Annotated in this window: 16 protein-coding genes; 12 read left to right on the forward strand and 4 right to left on the reverse strand. The window is 71.7% G+C overall.

Annotated elements, in window-relative coordinates; translation table 11 throughout:
* The first annotated feature begins 62 nt into the window (after positions 1-62).
* The 10 genes from WMF36_RS23005 (at position 63) to WMF36_RS23050 (ending at position 9832) form a co-directional block, all read left to right on the forward strand.
* Positions 63-1664, forward strand: coding sequence for an HAD-IG family 5'-nucleotidase (locus WMF36_RS23005; RefSeq protein WP_437581775.1), 1602 nt, complete (start codon positions 63-65; stop codon positions 1662-1664).
* Between the two features lie 58 nt (positions 1665-1722).
* Entirely contained in the window at positions 1723-2043 is a 321-nt protein-coding gene (locus WMF36_RS23010) for a hypothetical protein (protein ID WP_437581776.1), read from the forward strand.
* A gap of 107 nt (positions 2044-2150) precedes the next feature.
* The gene (gene truD, locus WMF36_RS23015; RefSeq protein ID WP_437581777.1) at positions 2151-3374 is read left to right on the forward strand and encodes a tRNA pseudouridine(13) synthase TruD; all 1224 of its coding nucleotides are present in this window, start codon (positions 2151-2153) and stop codon (positions 3372-3374) included.
* A 61-nt stretch (positions 3375-3435) separates the two neighbouring features.
* A complete protein-coding gene (locus WMF36_RS23020) occupies positions 3436-4197 on the forward strand; it encodes a MotA/TolQ/ExbB proton channel family protein (protein ID WP_437581778.1) in 762 nt (253 codons plus the stop codon).
* Positions 4197-4700 carry an ExbD/TolR family protein gene (locus tag WMF36_RS23025; protein ID WP_437581779.1) on the forward strand — a complete coding sequence of 168 codons (504 nt, stop codon included), beginning with the start codon at positions 4197-4199 and terminating at the stop codon, positions 4698-4700. The genes WMF36_RS23020 and WMF36_RS23025 overlap by 1 nt, the downstream gene beginning before the upstream one ends.
* A 19-nt stretch (positions 4701-4719) precedes the next feature.
* Positions 4720-5736: an energy transducer TonB gene (locus tag WMF36_RS23030; RefSeq protein WP_437581780.1), complete on the forward strand. Its 1017-nt coding sequence runs from the start codon at positions 4720-4722 to the stop codon at positions 5734-5736.
* Positions 5737-5804: 68 nt separating this feature from the next.
* On the forward strand, positions 5805-6278 hold the full coding sequence (locus WMF36_RS23035; RefSeq protein WP_437581781.1) for a cyclic nucleotide-binding domain-containing protein: 474 nt from the start codon (positions 5805-5807) through the stop codon (positions 6276-6278).
* 115 nt (positions 6279-6393) lie between these two features.
* Positions 6394-7077, forward strand: a complete 684-nt coding sequence (locus WMF36_RS23040) for a hypothetical protein (RefSeq protein ID WP_437581782.1) — start codon at positions 6394-6396, stop codon at positions 7075-7077.
* 293 nt (positions 7078-7370) lie between these two features.
* A complete protein-coding gene (gene purF / locus WMF36_RS23045; RefSeq protein WP_437581783.1) occupies positions 7371-8813 on the forward strand; it encodes an amidophosphoribosyltransferase in 1443 nt (480 codons plus the stop codon).
* Positions 8814-8845: 32 nt separating this feature from the next.
* Positions 8846-9832: a hydroxymethylglutaryl-CoA lyase gene (locus WMF36_RS23050; protein WP_437581784.1), complete on the forward strand. Its 987-nt coding sequence runs from the start codon at positions 8846-8848 to the stop codon at positions 9830-9832.
* Positions 9833-9895: 63 nt separating this feature from the next.
* Here WMF36_RS23050 and WMF36_RS23055 read toward each other — a convergent pair whose 3' ends face one another.
* Together WMF36_RS23055 and WMF36_RS23060 are read right to left on the reverse strand one after the other, a co-directional pair.
* A complete protein-coding gene (locus WMF36_RS23055) occupies positions 9896-11575 on the reverse strand; it encodes a putative metal-binding motif-containing protein (RefSeq protein ID WP_437581785.1) in 1680 nt (559 codons plus the stop codon).
* Positions 11566-12108 (reverse strand): hypothetical protein, encoded by a 543-nt coding sequence (locus tag WMF36_RS23060; RefSeq protein ID WP_437581786.1) that lies wholly within the window; start codon positions 12106-12108, stop codon positions 11566-11568. Before WMF36_RS23060 ends, WMF36_RS23055 begins: the two co-directional genes overlap by 10 nt.
* Before the next feature lie 145 nt (positions 12109-12253).
* On the opposite strand from WMF36_RS23060, the gene WMF36_RS23065 reads away from it, so the two are divergent.
* Positions 12254-13231 (forward strand): lamin tail domain-containing protein, encoded by a 978-nt coding sequence (locus tag WMF36_RS23065; protein ID WP_437581787.1) that lies wholly within the window; start codon positions 12254-12256, stop codon positions 13229-13231.
* A gap of 78 nt (positions 13232-13309) precedes the next feature.
* Here WMF36_RS23065 and WMF36_RS23070 read toward each other — a convergent pair whose 3' ends face one another.
* The gene (locus WMF36_RS23070) at positions 13310-14110 is read right to left on the reverse strand and encodes a peptidylprolyl isomerase (protein ID WP_437581788.1); all 801 of its coding nucleotides are present in this window, start codon (positions 14108-14110) and stop codon (positions 13310-13312) included.
* Between the two features lie 66 nt (positions 14111-14176).
* Between WMF36_RS23070 and WMF36_RS23075 the strand changes: the two genes are divergently transcribed.
* Complete coding sequence (locus tag WMF36_RS23075) at positions 14177-14887, forward strand: DUF192 domain-containing protein (RefSeq protein ID WP_437581789.1); 711 nt, start codon at positions 14177-14179, stop codon at positions 14885-14887.
* A gap of 49 nt (positions 14888-14936) precedes the next feature.
* Here WMF36_RS23075 and WMF36_RS23080 read toward each other — a convergent pair whose 3' ends face one another.
* Positions 14937-15782: an MBL fold metallo-hydrolase gene (locus WMF36_RS23080; RefSeq protein ID WP_437581790.1), complete on the reverse strand. Its 846-nt coding sequence runs from the start codon at positions 15780-15782 to the stop codon at positions 14937-14939.
* Positions 15783-15878 lie beyond the last annotated feature (96 nt).

Genomic DNA, 15878 nt, shown 5'->3' on the forward strand with positions numbered 1-15878 from the left:
GGCGCCCGGGGACGCACCGCGCGCGGCGTCAACGCTGCGACGCGTTCATCGAGATAGGGCCCTTGGTACGCCTCGTGGGCGTGGGATACGATAGTCGACCCACTGTGTTCATCGAGCAGCTCGAGCTCCCCCTCGGAGGGCTCTATCCCCAGACCGAGCCCACGCGCATTCCGCGGACCCGGCGCGTCTTCGTCAACCGCAACCTCAAGCTTGCGGGGGTCGACTGGGTCGGCTTCGACATGGACTACACCCTGGCGATCTACGACCAGACCGAGATGGACAACCTCTCGATCCAGGGGACCGTCACGAAGCTCGCCGCGCGCGGCTACCCCGAGGATCTCCTGCGGCACCTCCGCTACCCGATCCACTTCCCGATCCGCGGCCTGCTGATCGACAAGCGCTTCGGCCACGTGCTCAAGATGGACCGGTTCAAGGTGGTCCAGCGCGGGTACCACGGCCTGCGCGAGCTCACGAAGGACGAGCTCCGGTCGCTCTACCAGCACCGCAAGATCCGGCCGAACACGGCCCGCTACCACTGGATCGACACGCTGTACGCGCTGAGCGAGGCCACGCTCTACGCCGGCATCGTCGACGCGCTCGAGGCGCGCGGCGTCCCGCTCGACTACGCGCGGCTCTTCACCGACATCCGCGAGTGCATCGACGAGGCGCACCGCGACGGCACCATCCTCGACGTCGTGCTCTCCGACCTGCCGCGCTTCGTCCAGCGCGACCCGAACCTGGCGCAGACGCTCCACAAGTTCCGCTCGGCGGGCAAGAAGCTCTTCCTGCTGACGAACTCGCGCTGGCCGTTCACCGAGAAGATGATGACGTACCTGCTCGGGGACGCGATGCCCGAGTACCCGAGCTTCCGGCACTACTTCGACGTCCTGGTGGTCGCCGCGCAGAAGCCCGCGTTCTTCCAGGAGCGCCGCCCGCTCCTCATCCGCGACGGCGCCGAGGTCCGCCCCGCCACGGCGCCGCTCGAGCGCGGCGCCGTCTACGAGGGGGGCAACCTCCACGACTTCGAGAAGTTCCTGAACATCTCCGGCGATCGCGTCCTCTACGTGGGCGATCACATCTACGGCGACATCCTCCGCTCCAAGAAGGAGAGCGCGTGGCGCACGGCGATGATCATCCAGGAGATGGAGGCCGAGGTCGCCGCCCACGAGTCGTGCCGCCGCGAGCACATGGAGAGCGCGCTGCTCGAGGGGCGCCGCGAGGAGCTCGAGGACCAGCTCCGCTTCTACCAGCAGCGCTACAAGGACCTCACCCGCAAGATCGAGGAGGAGCAGCAGAAGAAGAACGGCGCGGCCAACGGGGGCGGAGGCTCGCTGCTCGCGGGGGCGGCCGGCGGCCACGTGCAGGTCGACTACGCGACGTCGTTCTACGAGGCCGAGCGGGGCCGCACGAAGCGCGCGGTCGAGCGCATCCGCGGCCAGCTCCGGGCCGTCGACGCCGAGGTCGGCAAGCTGGAGCGCGAGATCGCCCGCCGCTTCCACCCCTACTGGGGCTCGCTGCTCAAGGAGGCGAACGAGACGTCCAGCTTCGGCGATCAGGTCGAGGAGTACGCGTGCATCTACACGTCGCGCGTCTCCAACCTGCTCGCCTACTCGCCGCTGCAGTACTTCCGGAGCCCGCGCGACCTGATGCCGCACGAGCTCTGATCGCCAAGGCCCACCGCACCTCCGCGCCCGCGCGCGGGCGCCGCTCCCGGAGATCGCCATGAGCATCGCCAGCCTCCGCCCGCTGATCCTCGCGCTCGTCCCCCCCGCCCTCCTCCTCTCGGCCGGCTGCGGCAAGCGGGCGTGCTTTCACTGGACCGAGCTCGAGGGGGCATGCCCGTCCAGCGAGGACGCGTACGTGTTCTTCCAGAACCCCGGTTGTCTGAGCGCGATCGAGTCCATCGACAGCGAGGCGGATTTCGACGGTGAGCTCTGCTGCTACGACGTCACCACGGTCGACACGGGCGACGAGGAGTGCGCGACCGTGCAGAGGCCCACGCCCGGCGGCGGTGGCGTCGGCGGCGTCTCCGGGCCCAGGTAGCCGCCGCGCGCGCGTTCGCCGCTGGACGCCGGGGTGCGCGGCGCGCGACAACCACGCGCGCGTTCGCCGCTGGACGCCGGGACGATTTCGGTCACCCTGGCGCTCCCATGACAACCACCGCCCCGCCCGTCGCGGACCTCGCGGCCGCGGGCTCGCCCGGCGACCTTCCCACGGCCGTGCTCCGGAGCTCGCCCGCGGACTTCGTCGTCGAAGAGCTCCCCGCCTACGCGCCGAGCGGCCGCGGCGAGCACGTGTTCGTGACCTTCCGCAAGACGGGGCGCACCACGCCCGACGCGGTGCGGGCCATCGCGCTCGCGCTCGGGGCCGACCCGGGCAGCACCGGCTTCGCCGGCATGAAGGACCGGCACGCGATCACCACGCAGACCGCCTCGATCCAGCTCCCGCTCGCGCGCGATCCGGCGCCCCTGCTCGAGCAGGCCGAGCTGCCCGGGATCGAGATCCTCGCCGTCGCCCGCCACGACAACAAGCTCAAGCCGGGGCACCTGCTCGGCAACCGGTTCCGGATCGCGCTCCGCGGCATCGCCCCGGCGGCGCTTCCGCTCGCCGAGCGCCGCCTCGCCGAGATCGGCCGCGCCGGCATGCCGAACGCGTTCGGCCCGCAGCGGTTCGGGAGGAACGGCGATAACCCCGAGCGCGCGCTCGCGTGGCTCGCGGGCCGGGAGCGCGGGCCCCGCGACCGGCGCGAGCAGCGGTTGCTGTTCTCGGCGCTCCAGTCGCGCTGGTTCAACGAGGTGCTCGCGCGCCGCGAGGCGGACGGCACCTGGAGCACCGTGCTCCCCGGCGATCTCGCCAAGAAGCGCGACACCGGCGGGCTGTTCCTCGTACCCCTCGAGGGCCCGGAGGTCGCGGACGCCGAGGCGCGCGCCGCCGCGCTCGCGATCTCGGCAACGGGCCCGATGTTCGGCCGGAAAATGCGCTGGCCCGAGGGCGCCCCGGGCGCGCTGGAGCTCGAGGTGCTCACGGCGGCGATCGGCGACCCGCGCAGGCTCGACGCGTTCGCCCACGCCGGGGAAGGCACGCGTCGCCCGCTGCGGCTGGAGGTGGACGGCCTGGAGGTGTCCGCCGCCGGGGAGCCGGCGGTGGGCGCCGGCGCGCTCCAGCCCGCGGGCGATCCGGGCGCAGAGCAAGGAATCGTCGTCTCGTTTGTGCTACCGAAGGGCGGCTACGCGACCACCGTCCTTGGGCGAGTCTTTCGGCTCGTCGACGCCTCCGCCCCCCAGCCCTCCGTCGGCAGGCCGGGGGCGGCGGGCGCCCCCGCTCCGGAGGAGGAGGACGCAGTCGAGGAAGGGCAGCCCGGCGCCGACCCGTAGGTCCTCTCGAAGCGCGGCTCCCCCCCCACCCCCACCCATCGGAAAGGCACCAAGGAACAAGATGAACCTCGTCGAGTGGCTGCAGCGCATCATGGTCGGCTTCGGGGCCGCCTGGGTCATGTGGTTGATGATCGTCCTCAGCGTCGTCTCGGTCGCCATCATCCTGGAGCGCGCCTGGTTCTTCTGGTCGCTCCGCGACGACCTCGCCGTCCTCGCGCGGGATCTCCGGACCTCCCTCGACGACTCGATCGAGGCGGCGCGCAGGCGGATGGACGCCTCGCCCTCGGCCGAGGCCGCGGTCGTCTCGGCCGGCCTCGCGGTGGCGCATCAGGGCCCCGACGCGGCCGAGGAGGCGATGGCCGGCGCCGCGGCGCTCCAGCGCATGAAGCTGGAGCGGCGCCTCGCCTACCTGGGCACGCTCGGCAACAACGCGCCGTTCATCGGGCTGTTCGGCACCGTCATCGGCGTCGTCGGCGCCTTCGACGCGCTCGGCCAGGCGGCGAAGACGCCGGTCGCGCAGGCCGCGTCGCAGTCCATGGCGCCGCAGGCGGTCATGTCGAGCATCGCCGAGGCGCTCGTCGCGACCGCGGTCGGCCTCGCGGTCGCCATCCCGGCCGTCGCGGCGAACAACTTCTTCCAGCGGATGATCAAGTCGACGCTGGCCAACACCGAGGCGCTCACGCGGGTCCTGCTCGCGCACCTCAAGATCGACCCGGCGTTCGCCGGGGCCGCGCCCGCCGCCCCCGAGCCGCGCGGCAAGGCCGCGAGGGCGCCGCGTCAGGACGAGAGCAAGAAGAGCAGCGCGGGCGAGGAGGAGCGCTGATGGCCGCCACGAGCCGCAACGACGATGACGACATGATCAGCGGCATCAACGTCACGCCGCTCGTCGACATCACCCTGGTGCTCCTCATCATCTTCATGGTCACCGCGAAGATCATCGTCTCGCAGTCGCTCCCGCTCGACCTGCCGAAGGCGGCGCAGGGGCAGGAGGTGCAGCTCATCTTCGGGCTCGAGCTGCACGCGAACGGCGACACGCTCGCGGACGGCAAGAAGCTCGCGAGCGAGGACGCCATCCTGCCGATCGCGCGCGAGGCCCAGGCGAAGAACCCGGAGCTCCGCGCCGTGATCCGCGCCGACACGACGGTCCCGCACGGCCGGGTGATCCGCGCGCTCGATCTGCTGAAGCAGGCGGGCGTCTCCAAGATCGCGTTCGGCGTGACGCCGATCGCGCCCGAGCCCGGCGCTGCGCCCGGCCCGGCGCCTGGCGCCCCGGCCGCGCCTCCCCCGGCCGCCCCCGCGCCGGCAACACCGAGCCCCGCGCCCTGAGCGCGCCGAGCGAGAGCTTATGAGCCAGGCCACGAGCGATCGCGCCGCGGGGGCGCTTCACGATGGGCGCCGCCGAGACAAGCGCGGCGGCGCCGACCCCGGTGGCGCCAAGGGGCCCCCGACCGCGCTCGCCGCGCCGGCCCCGGGTCGCGCCGGCGACCGGCGGCGCGCCGCGGATCCGTTCGCCGCGGTGCTCGCGCTCGGCGACCGCGCCTCGCGCGTGGGCGCCTTCCTCGGGGTCACGCTGGCGCTCACCAGCCACAGCGCGGCCTCGGCCCGGGCGATCGTCTCGGGGTCGCTGCGCGACATGCGGCAGGTGGTCGAGGAGATGCGCGTCGGCATCCACGACTACCTCTGGGCGATCTACGAGGTCGACCTCAAGCCGCCGAAGGCCGAGGAGCCCAAGCCGCCCGAGCCCGAGCCGCCGGCGCCCGAGCCCGAGCCCGTCCCGACGGTCGCGCCGCCTCCTCAGGCGAACACGCCGCCGCCCAAGGACGACCCCTACGAGCCGCCCCCCGCCGCCGCCGAGGCGGCGAAGGTCCTCACGCGCGAGCCGGATCCGGACGAGGTCCTCGACATGACCGATCGCGGGATCGCGAGCGGCGAGGGCCAGGGCGTCGGCTACGGCCAGGTGGCCGGCGCGGGCACGGCGAAGTCCCCCACCTTCAATCCGAACGCCAAGGTCGGGGGCGTCGTCGGCGGCAAGGGCACGGGCGATCCGGTCCCGCCGCCTCCGGCCGCCGCGGGCCCGGACCGCTCGGCCCCGCCCGGCCTGGTCGGCAGCAGCAACTGGAACTGTCCTTTCCCTCCGGAGGCCGACGTCGACCAGATCGATCAGGCGAAGGTCGTCCTCATGATCACGGTGCGACCCGACGGCAGCCCGCTGTCCGTCAAGGTCATCCGTGATCCCGGACACGGTTTCGGTCGCTCCGCGCGCATGTGCGCGCTCAGCCGGCGCTACACCCCCGGCACGGATCGCGCGGGATCCCCGATCGCCGCCACGACGCCGCCCATCACGGTGACGTTCACGCGCTAGGGTCTCACCGCGAGCTGCCTGAAAATTCGCTCTGCAGCCGGCGCCTCGGTTATTCTCCGCGGCAGCTTGTGATCGTCCCCGAACGGATCGAGCAGCTCTCGAAGGTCCCCCTGTTCAAGGGCCTCACCCCGGCCGCGCTCGAGCTCATCTCGCGCGTCGCGAGCGAGGAGACGCACGCCCTCGGCACCAAGATCTTCCAGCACGGGGATCCGGGCGAGAAGCTCTACATCCTGCTCGAAGGCAAGGTCCGGATCAGCCGCGAGATCGCCGGGATCGGCGAGGAAGCGCTCGCGGTGCTCGGCCCTGGCGCGGTGTTCGGCGAGATGGCGTTGCTCGACGAGGCCCCACGCTCCGCCGACGCGCGCGTCCACGAGCGCTGCCGGCTGCTCACCGTGTCGAAGGACGCGTTCGAGGATCTGCTCTTCCTGCACAAAGAGCTCGCGTACGAGGTCCTCTGGAACGTCGTCCGGATGCTCGTCCAGCGGCTCCGCGAGACCAACAACAAGCTCACGTTCCTCTCTGTCTCGGGCAAATTCGAGTAGAGTGCGCCTGATCGCCCGGCGACCGTGGGAGCGCGCCCAGGCGGCGCGCCCTGCTGCACGGGAAGCCGCGCTCTGCTCACGATCAACGTTCCTTTGGAGGAGTATGGCAGCCAGGATGAAGCACGCAGCGCTCGCCCTTGCGCTCTGGATGGGCGCCTTCGCAGGAGCCTGTGGCTCCGCCACGCCGCCGCCCGAGACGGCGGCCGACAAGGACGACTTCGACGGAGAGTCGAGCCCGGGCGAGGGCGACGCGACCGCCGGCGCAGAGGGCGAGAAGCCCGCGAAGCCTGAGAAGACGGCGGAGGCCGACAAGGGCGAGGCGGACGAGGCGCCCGCCAAGTCGACGCCGCTCCAGACGACCAAGTTCGAGGCCGATCTGAAGAAGATCGGGATCAACCTCAAGAAGATCCCCGCGCTCGAGAAGCTCCCAGCCGCGCAGAAGAAGAAGGTGATGCCGCTGCTCCAGAAGGCGCTCGGCTTCGACACCTGCGAGGGCTGCCACGCCGAGGGCGACTTCAAGAAAGAGACGCGGGACATGAAGGTCGCCCGCGAGATGTGGCGCAATTTCGTGATGCCGCTCCGCAGCGAGAGCGGCGGCACCCTCTTCTGCGACAGCTGTCACGCAGGGAACGAGCACGTCCTGAACCGCAAGGACAAGAAGGCCCTGCAGACGTTCATGGAGGAGGAGTACCAACACAAGCTCTCGCGCGCGAGCAAGGAGGACATGGAGTGCGGCACGTGCCACGGCGACGCCATGGAAACCAAGATCATCGAGAAGCTCTGGAACATCCCGAAATAGTGGGAGTTGCCCGGCTTCCCTGACGCGCCTTCCTCGTCCAGCACCGGCGTCCCTGACGCGCCTTCCTCGTCCAGCAGCGAAATACCGAGGGATCTCGCGACCCTGGCGCCCCGCGCCGCCGCCAGATCGTTAACCTGCTTACATTTCAGGTGCGGTCAATCCGCGGGCCTGCCCGCGCCCTGATCTCGCACCAGCGTCCGCCCAGAGCTCGGCGCCGGCGCTCGGCCGCCTCATCATGACGACAGATCGCCATGATGGTGGGTCATGCCCCGTTTTCGTACTAGATAGGCGGCATGTGCGGTGTGTTCGGAATCTTTGGCCACCCCGAGGCGGCCAACATGGCCTACCTCGGGTTGCACGCGCTCCAGCATCGAGGGCAGGAATCTGCGGGTATCGTCAGCAGCGACGGGGAGCGCCTCTTCGGCCACCGCGCCATGGGGCGGGTGCAGTCCGGCTTCACCCCGTCCGATCTCGCGGCGCTGCCCGGCGATCGCGCCATCGGCCACGTCCGCTACTCCACCGCGGGCGGCTCGCACCTGAAGAACGCGCAGCCGCTCGGCGTCGACTACGCGCGCGGCTCGCTCGCGGTCGCGCACAACGGCAACCTCACGAACCACGAGGCCCTGCGCGAGCGGCTCGAGGCGCGCGGCTCGATCTACCAGACCGCCAGCGACACCGAGTCGATCGTCCACCTCATCGCGATGAGCAAGAAGGAAGAGCTCCGCGACCGCATCGCGGAGGCGCTGAAGCAGGTGGAGGGCGCGTACTCGCTGCTCTTCCTGACGGAGCGCGAGCTCGTCGCCGTGCGCGACCCGCGCGCCATCCGGCCGCTCTGCCTGGGCGAGATGCCGATGAGCGACGGCGGCGTCGCCCCCGTGGTCGCGAGCGAGTCGACGGCGTTCGACCTCATCGGCGCCCGCAAGGTGCGCGACGTCGCCCCGGGCGAGATGCTGATCATCAACGCGGACGGGGTCCGCTCCGAGTTTCCCTTCGCGCCCGAGCCGCGCAAGCTCTGCATCTTCGAGCACGTCTACTTCGCCCGCCCCGACTCGACGATCCAGGGCGTGAGCGTCTACGAGGTCCGCAAGGCGTTCGGCCGGCGCCTGGCCATGGAGCAGCCGGTCGAGCCCGACGGCAATCTCGTCGTGATCCCCGTGCCCGACTCGGGCGTGCCGGCGGCGATCGGCTTCGCCGACCGCGCGCGCGCCCCCTTCGAGATGGGCCTCATCCGCAGCCACTACGTCGGCCGCACGTTCATCGAGCCGCAGCAGTCGATCCGGCACTTCGGTGTCCGGCTCAAGCTCAACCCGAACCGGGCGGTGATCCAGGGCAAGCGGGTCGTCGTCGTCGACGACTCGATCGTCCGCGGGACGACGAGCCGGAAGATCGTCAAGATGATCCGCGACGCAGGCGCCCGCGAGGTGCACGTCCGCATCTCGAGCCCGCCCACGCGCTGGCCCTGCTACTACGGCGTCGACACGCCGACGCGATCGGAGCTCATCGCCTCGAGCCACTCCGTGGACGAGATCCGCAGCTACCTGACGGCCGACAGCGTCGGGTACCTGTCGCTGGAGGGCATGGTCGAGAGCGTGCGGTCGATCGAGGAGCGCGAGGGCGACGCCACCACCGCGCGGCCGTCGGCGGACAGCTACTGCCACGCGTGCTTCTCCGGCAACTACCCGATCCCCTTCACGCCGGCCGCGCCGAACAAGCAGCTCCGGATGGTGAGTGGTTGACGCTGCCGCGCTCTGGCGCTGAGGGTCTGCCGATGACCGAGGGCACCGCCGAGCACTCGAGCGCGGATCGCGCCGCCGCCGCCCCGCCGCTCTTCGCCCGCGTCGCCGACGAGGTCTCGATCTACGAGGTGAGCCCGCGGGACGGGCTCCAGAACGAGGCGGCGATGATCTCGCTCGAGGGCAAGCGGCGGCTCATCGCGGCGCTCGTCGCCGCCGGCCTCCGCCGGATCGAGATCACGAGCTTCGTCTCGCCGAAGTGGGTCCCGCAGCTCGCCGACGCCGAGGAGCTCGCGAGGACGCTCTCCGCCGAGCCTGGCGTGACCTTCAGCGCCCTGTGCCCGAACGCGCGCGGCCTCGAGCGCGCGCTCGAGGTGGGCCTGGGCGAGATCGCCGTCTTCCTGAGCGCGAGCGAGGCGCACAACCGCGCCAACATCAACAAGTCGATCGACGACACGCTCTCGGTGTTCTCGGAGATCGTCCCTCCGGCGCGCGAGGCGGGCGTCGCCGTGCGCGCCTACGTCTCGACCGTGTGGGGCTGCCCGTACGAGGGCGACGTCGATCCCGCTCGCGTCGTGCGCATCGCGGAGCGGCTCATCGAGCTCGGGTGCTACCAGGTCTCGCTCGGCGACACGATCGGCATCGGCACGCCGCGGCAGACGCATGACATCGTCCGTCGCTTCCTGGACGCGATGCCGCCCGAGCGGTTCGCGCTCCACCTGCACGACACGCGGGGCACGGCGCTCGCGAACATCCTGATCGGCCTGGAGCTCGGCGTGCGCGACTTCGACGCGTCGGTGGCGGGCGTGGGCGGCTGCCCCTACGCGCCGGGCGCGGCCGGCAACATGGCGACGGAGGATCTCGTGTTCATGCTCCACGGGATGGGCGTCCGGACCGGCGTCGATCTCGACAAGCTCATCGAGGCGGGCAACGTCGCCGAGCAGGTCATCGGCCGCCCGCTGCCGGGCAAGGTCCACCGCGCCGGCCCCTTCCGGCTGCGCCGCCTGCCGACCCGGGGCTGAGCGCGGCGCCGGACCGACGCCGCGCTCGGCCGCGAGGCCGGCACGCGCTCGGCCGCGAGGCCGTCAGTCGCCCGCGATGCAGGCGAGCCGGGTGAAGAAGACGTGGTGCTCGCCGCCCTCGCGATCGTCGCGGAAGAGGATGCCCACGTCGCCCTCCGGCCCGAACGTCGCGACCGGGCCGATGCTGTCGCGGCGCGCGAAGGTGAGCCGCTGCTCGGCGCTGATCGGCGCGAGCGCCGCGTTCACCGTGACCGCGTAGAGCTCGTAGCCGTCGTTCTGATCGCGATCGTCCGAGTAGATCGCGAGCAGCCGATCGCCGAGCGGGCGCAGGAACGGATACCGGGAGCGGAACGACCCCGGGTTCGAGATGGCCGTGGGCTGCGCGAGGATCTCACCGTCCTCCGAGACCGCGGCGGCATAGATGCCCTTGGGGCTCGCCGACTTGTCGTACCACGCGATGACGTAGCGGTCGCGGTTCCACACCACCGTCGGATAGACCGCGTCGGTCTCGCCGCTCGTGAGCGTGACGACCTCCGAGATCGGCTCGAGCTCTGCGTCGAACGTCCGGAACTGGATGAGGTGGGTGACCGCGTCGCCCGTGGACCACGCGACGCCGATGCCGCCCTGGCCCGCCGCCGCGGCGGGCGCCTCGTTCGGGAAGCCGAGCGATGCGTCGGTGAGCTGGACGTTGTCGCCGATCAGGTTGCCGTCGATGTCGATGCGCTGGGCGAACAGGTCGAAGGAGCCGTTGCGCTCGTCCTGCCAGACGGGGATGAACTCCGCGTCGTTCCACGTGAGCGCGACGTTGACCGAGAAGCCGGGGGCGTTCGTGAGCCGCCGATCGCCGCCCTCCACCTTCTGGCCGTCCTCGTCGAGCAGGGAAAAATACACCTCGTAGTCGCCGTCGCGCCGGTCCTGCCAGGCGGCGCCGTACCGATCGCCGACCCACACGATCGGCCCGCCGGAGGCGTCGCCGTTCTTCGGCGTGATGATCTCCTCGCCCGGCGCGAGCGGCTCTCCGTCGGCGCTGATCATCGAGCGGTACAGGTTGAAGCCCCGCGCGGTCCCGGTGTAGAGCGACGCATACGAGGTCCCGCCCCAGGCGAGGCCGCCGGAGCCGGCCGGCGCGATGTCGCCCGAGATGCGGGTCGCGTCGGCGTCGCGCGGCACGAAGCGCGCCCCGTTGTCGACCGTGCCGTCACAGTCGTTGTCGACCCCGTCGCAGATCTCCTGCCCGCCGGGGAAGGCCGCGGCGCTCGAGTCGTCGCAGTCGTCGCCGCACGCGAGCGGTTCGCCGGGGATCGTGCCGGGCAGCGACGCGCGGAAGCCGTCGCCGTCGATGTCGAGCGTCGACGGCCCGTAGCTGCACGCCCCGGTCGCGCGCTCGCAGGTGTCGCTGGTGCACGGGTCATCGTCGTCGCAGTCGACCGGCGTCAGCGCGACGCACGTCCCGCCGCGCCGGCTCGCCGCGCCGCCCGGCGCGCCCTCGGGGGAGGGCGCCGCACCGCCGTCGGGCTGCCCCGCCTCGAAGAGCTGGCAGACCACCGGCTCGCAGAGGTCCTTGGCCCCGGGGCAGTCGGCGTCCACCTCGCACTCCGGCGCGGGCGGCGGGATGTTCAGCCCCGTCCGCGCCCCGCACCCCCCCGAGAGCGCGGCGCCGCCGGAGGCGATCCCGAGCAGGACCAGCGCCAGGGCCGACTTCCGATGCGCGAGCTGATCCACGGAGCGCTTCGTCACAGGCATCCGCCGATCCCCTCGACGTCGATCGGCTCGCACACGAGCCCCGGACCGCAGTTGTCGTCGCCGCTGAGCGCGCAGAGCCCCACGCACTGCGTGCCCGAGCCGGTCACGACACAGGCGAACCCGGCGCCGCACCCCTCCCAGCACGGATCGCCCTGCCCGCCGGAGCCGGCCGGCGCGCAGGAGGCGCCGTAGATTTCTTGCCCGCACGGCTCGTCCGGATACTGCACGAAGATGAAGCACCCCTCTCCGGGGGCGCAAAAACCGCTCGACTGATCGTAGGGATCGCACGCGAAATCCGTGAGCGGCGGCCCCGTGTCGGGACAGCCGGGGTCCTCGTACTCCTCGAGCGGGTCCGTTCCCGCGCCCGCGCCGCCTCCCCCGACCCCCGGGACGGGGGGCGCGCCGGCCTGGCCACCCCCGCCGTCCGCGGATGGATCGTCCACGATGACTGTCTGTCCGCAACCGACGGCGAGGCCCAGCCCAGGGAGCGGTACGCAGAGAAGTGTCAGGAAGAGCGAGAAGCAGCGTCGCATGGCGTCATGCTATCGATTCCTCGCGCGCCCGCCACGCCTTTGGCAGAGCGAGCAGCGTCCTGACGCGATCGCGAGAGGTGGATCCTTTCCCCCAGGCTGCAATCCCACTTGCCTGTTGGCCAGCGCTCTGATGTATCTCTCAACAATGCACAAACGCAACCTGCTCAGTATCGCGCTCCTCGCGGCTTCCCCTCTGACGCTCGCTCACCTCATGGCTTGCGGCGGCGACGACGCGACCGGAGGAGGCGGGGCGAGCTCTTCCAGCACCACCTCGAGCAGCACGGGCGAAGGCGGCGGCGGCGGTGAGGCCGGCGGCGGCGGCGGCGGCGGCGCGGGTGGCGGCGGCGGCGCGGGCGGCGGAGACGGCGGCGGCGGCGGCGCGGTCCCCGGCGAGCCCGCAGGCCACCTGCTGATCTCGGAGGTCGTCGTCCGGCCTGGAGCGGCCGAGTTCATCGAGATCTGGAACCCGACCGAGGCTGCGGTCGACCTCACCAACTACTACCTTTCGGACAACACCGTTTATTATGCCCTCACCGAGGGTGAACCCTGGGCGCCCGTCGGCAGCGCGGGGACGGACTTCCTCGTCCAGTTCCCTCCCGGGACCATGATCAACCCAGGGGCCCACCTCGTGCTCGCGAGCGACGAGGGGTTCGAGCTCGCGTTCGATCGGTGCGCCGACTTCGCGCTTGACGAGACGGCCATCCCCTGCGGGGGGGGCGACGTGCCGCCCATGATCGCGCCCACGAACGGCGCCCTCGGGGCGCAAGCCGGCGGGCTGCTCACCGACAGTGGGGAGATGGTGATCCTCTTCGAGTGGGACGGGACGGAAGGCAGCCCGCTCAAGGACGTCGACTACGTCATCTGGGGCGAGGAGCTGGGGAACTCGGCGATGGCCTACAAGACAGGGAAGACGGGCTATGCCGACGACACCGCGCGCAACAGCCAGCGGCCCGCCGCGGCCCCCGGCGACGGAGAGGGCATCGTCCGCTGTGACGATCGCGAGATCGGCGAGCTCCTGACCGAAGGCAACGGCATCAGCGGGCACGACGAGACGAGCGAGTGGCTCGACGTCAGCTTCATCGCGTCCTCGCCGTCGCCCGGCGAGGCGAGCGACTGCCAGTAGCCATCTCCCCTCCGAGCTCGGCCTCCCGCCGCGCGGCGGCGGGAGCGCGAGCTCGGCGCGCCGAGCGCCGGGACGCCGTCACTGCCGGGTGATCGTCACCTTCTTGATGACTGGCGGGTTGGCCGGGCGTTCGCCCTTGACCTCGACGCTGGCAAGCTTGTGGACGAGCTCCTCGGGCCCGCACTCACCGAAGATCGTGTAGCCGTTGTCGAGGTGGAACGCCGCTGCGTCGGTGATGAAGAACTGCGCGGAGTTCGTGTTCTTGCCGCGGTTCGCCATGCACAGGAGGCCCGCGCGGTCGTGGCTACCGTCCTCCCAGACCTCGTCGGGGATCACGTAGCCGGCCTCGCCGGTGCCGTTCTTCTTCGCGTCGCCGCCCTGGATCATGAATCCCTTGATGATGCGGTGGAAGATCGTCCCGTCGTAGGCGGGCTTCTTCTCCCAGGTGCCCTCGGGCGTCTTCCAGGGCCTGATCCCGCGCGCCAGGCCGACGAAGTTGGCCACCGTGATCGGCGCCTTGTCGTCGAACAGCTTGCAGGACAGCGTGCCGAGATCGGTCTCGATCGACGCCGTCAGCGCCTTGCCCGCCGGGAGCCCCTTGGTGGCGTCCTCGAGCGTCCACTTGCCCTTCACCGGGTCGTCCTCGCTGGGCTTGACCTCGGCGACCGGCTTCGCGGTGACCTTGCGCCCCTGCGGCGGGGGGCGCTCCTTCTCCGTCTTCTCCGCCTTGCCTCCGGCCAGGCCCGTCGACGCCGGCGTCGTCGTCTTCGGCTTCGGCGATTCTTCGGCCGTGGGCTCCGGGGTCTTCGAACATCCGGCGAGGATCGCCAGCGCGGCGAGCGTGGCGACGGACTGAATGGCGAGGGGTCGAGCGATCATCGGGCAACGATTTCGCTCGTCGCGGTCCAGCGGTCAAGGACGAGCGGCGCCGTGGTAGGAAGCGCCATGAGCTCGCGCTGCGCCCTCGCGACCCGTCCGTCCTCGCTCGCCTCGCTCGCCCCGCTCGCCCCGCTCGCTCCCGCCCTGGGCGCGCTGCTGCTCGCGGTCGCCCTCGGCGCGTGCGAGCGCCGCGTCGACGAGCCGCTCCCGGCCACGCCCCGCAGCGACGCGGTCGACGTCCCCGCCCACGACGTCGCGCCGCCCCCGGCCGGGACGCCGCCCGCCGTGGTCGAGGCGCCGGGCGACGGCCGCTGCATCGACGCGACCCCGCCAACGCCGGCGCGACCGCCCCCGAAGGCCGGCCCGGATCCGGCGTGCCCCGACGACCCGACCGGCCCGTTCCAGCTCGCGACCGGCAAGGTGATGTTCCTCGAGGCCAAGGCCCCCGACGTGCTCGTCGAGATCGCGCGGAAGGAGCAAGAGCGCGCCCGCGGGCTCATGTACAGAAAGAGCATGGCGGAGAACCGCGGGATGCTCTTCGTCTTCCAGCAGCGGAGAAATCACTCGTTCTGGATGCACAACACCTGCATCCCGCTCGACATGCTGTTCATCGACAGCGATGGAACGATCGTCGGTATCGAGGAGAACACCCCGACGCTCAACGACTCGAACTTCGACGTCGCCTGTCCCTCGACGTACGTCCTCGAGCTGAACGCCGGCTGGGCGCGGCGCAACGGCGTCGTCGCGGGCCAGAAGGTCCGGCTCGAGGGGATCTGACGCTCGCCCGGCGCAGGATCTGGCGACGTCCCCCGGCCGGCGCGCCGAGCTACATCCCCGGAAACAGGCCGAGCTGGCGCGGGGGAGCCGGCGGGCCGAGCGCCGAGCGCGCCTCGCCGGGCGGCGGGGCCGGCGGCGCCGTGTCGAGGACGAGCGGCCCCCGCGGCGGCGCGGCGAGGAGGCGCGTGCGCCTGCCGAGGAGCGCGTCGCGGGCGGCGTCGAGCGCGAGATCCGGGCGGTTGTTGACCTCGGAGAGGTGCATCAGCGCGACCGTGTGCGTGCCGCCGGGCAGCGCCGCGAGCAGCGCGCACGCCTGTGCGTTCGCCAGGTGGCCCCGCGCCGAGCGGATCCTGCGCTTGAGGTGCTGCGGGTAGGGGCCGGCCTCGAGCAGGTCGGCGTCGTAGTTCGACTCGAGCATCAGCACATCGCAGCCGGCGACGTGCTCCAGGAGCCCCGGCGGGACCTCCCCGAGATCGGTCACGAGCGCGGCCCGCCGCGCGCCGTCGTCGACGACGAGCGCGACCTGCGCCGCGTCGTGCGGCAGCGGCCTCGGCGAGAAGGTGAGGGCGCCGATCGCGAACGGCTCGCGCGGCGAGAAGCTCCGGACGCGCGCCGGGTCGCCGAGCTCCGCGGCGCGCGCGGTCGCCTCCGAGGCGTAGATCGGGATCTTGTGCTTCTTGTTGTATTTGGCGGCCACGCCGACGTGGTCGGCGTGCGCGTGCGTGATCACGATCGCGTCGGGCGCCCAGCCGAGCGCGCCGCCCGCGCCCGCCGCCGAGAGGCACTGCTCGAGCACCCGGGGCCCGACGCCCGCGTCCACGAGGACCCGCGTGCCCCGGGAGGCGAACAGCGTGGCGTTGCCTCCGCTCCCGCTCGCGATGATGGTGATCTTCATACCGGGCTCCGCAGAACGGGAACGACCACGGGCGGCTCCTGTGACCCGTAGCGCAGCCGAGGGCCCCGCTGCAAGCGCGCTGGAGCCGCGCGAAGC

The organism is Sorangium sp. So ce887, assembly GCF_051521455.1.
Lineage (GTDB): Bacteria > Myxococcota_A > Polyangia > Polyangiales > Polyangiaceae > Sorangium.

Coding starts and splice junctions, on each gene's coding strand:
- WMF36_RS23020 (WP_437581778.1), top strand. CDS start 3,436: ATGAACCTCGTCGAGTGGCTGCAGCGCATCATGGTCGGCTTCGGGGCC.
- WMF36_RS23055 (WP_437581785.1), bottom strand. CDS start 11,575: ATGCCTGTGACGAAGCGCTCCGTGGATCAGCTCGCGCATCGGAAGTCG.
- purF (WP_437581783.1), top strand. CDS start 7,371: ATGTGCGGTGTGTTCGGAATCTTTGGCCACCCCGAGGCGGCCAACATG.
- WMF36_RS23080 (WP_437581790.1), bottom strand. CDS start 15,782: ATGAAGATCACCATCATCGCGAGCGGGAGCGGAGGCAACGCCACGCTG.
- WMF36_RS23060 (WP_437581786.1), bottom strand. CDS start 12,108: ATGCGACGCTGCTTCTCGCTCTTCCTGACACTTCTCTGCGTACCGCTC.
- WMF36_RS23040 (WP_437581782.1), top strand. CDS start 6,394: ATGAAGCACGCAGCGCTCGCCCTTGCGCTCTGGATGGGCGCCTTCGCA.
- WMF36_RS23025 (WP_437581779.1), top strand. CDS start 4,197: ATGGCCGCCACGAGCCGCAACGACGATGACGACATGATCAGCGGCATC.
- WMF36_RS23030 (WP_437581780.1), top strand. CDS start 4,720: ATGAGCCAGGCCACGAGCGATCGCGCCGCGGGGGCGCTTCACGATGGG.
- WMF36_RS23010 (WP_437581776.1), top strand. CDS start 1,723: ATGAGCATCGCCAGCCTCCGCCCGCTGATCCTCGCGCTCGTCCCCCCC.
- WMF36_RS23065 (WP_437581787.1), top strand. CDS start 12,254: ATGCACAAACGCAACCTGCTCAGTATCGCGCTCCTCGCGGCTTCCCCT.
- WMF36_RS23075 (WP_437581789.1), top strand. CDS start 14,177: ATGAGCTCGCGCTGCGCCCTCGCGACCCGTCCGTCCTCGCTCGCCTCG.
- WMF36_RS23050 (WP_437581784.1), top strand. CDS start 8,846: ATGACCGAGGGCACCGCCGAGCACTCGAGCGCGGATCGCGCCGCCGCC.
- WMF36_RS23070 (WP_437581788.1), bottom strand. CDS start 14,110: ATGATCGCTCGACCCCTCGCCATTCAGTCCGTCGCCACGCTCGCCGCG.
- truD (WP_437581777.1), top strand. CDS start 2,151: ATGACAACCACCGCCCCGCCCGTCGCGGACCTCGCGGCCGCGGGCTCG.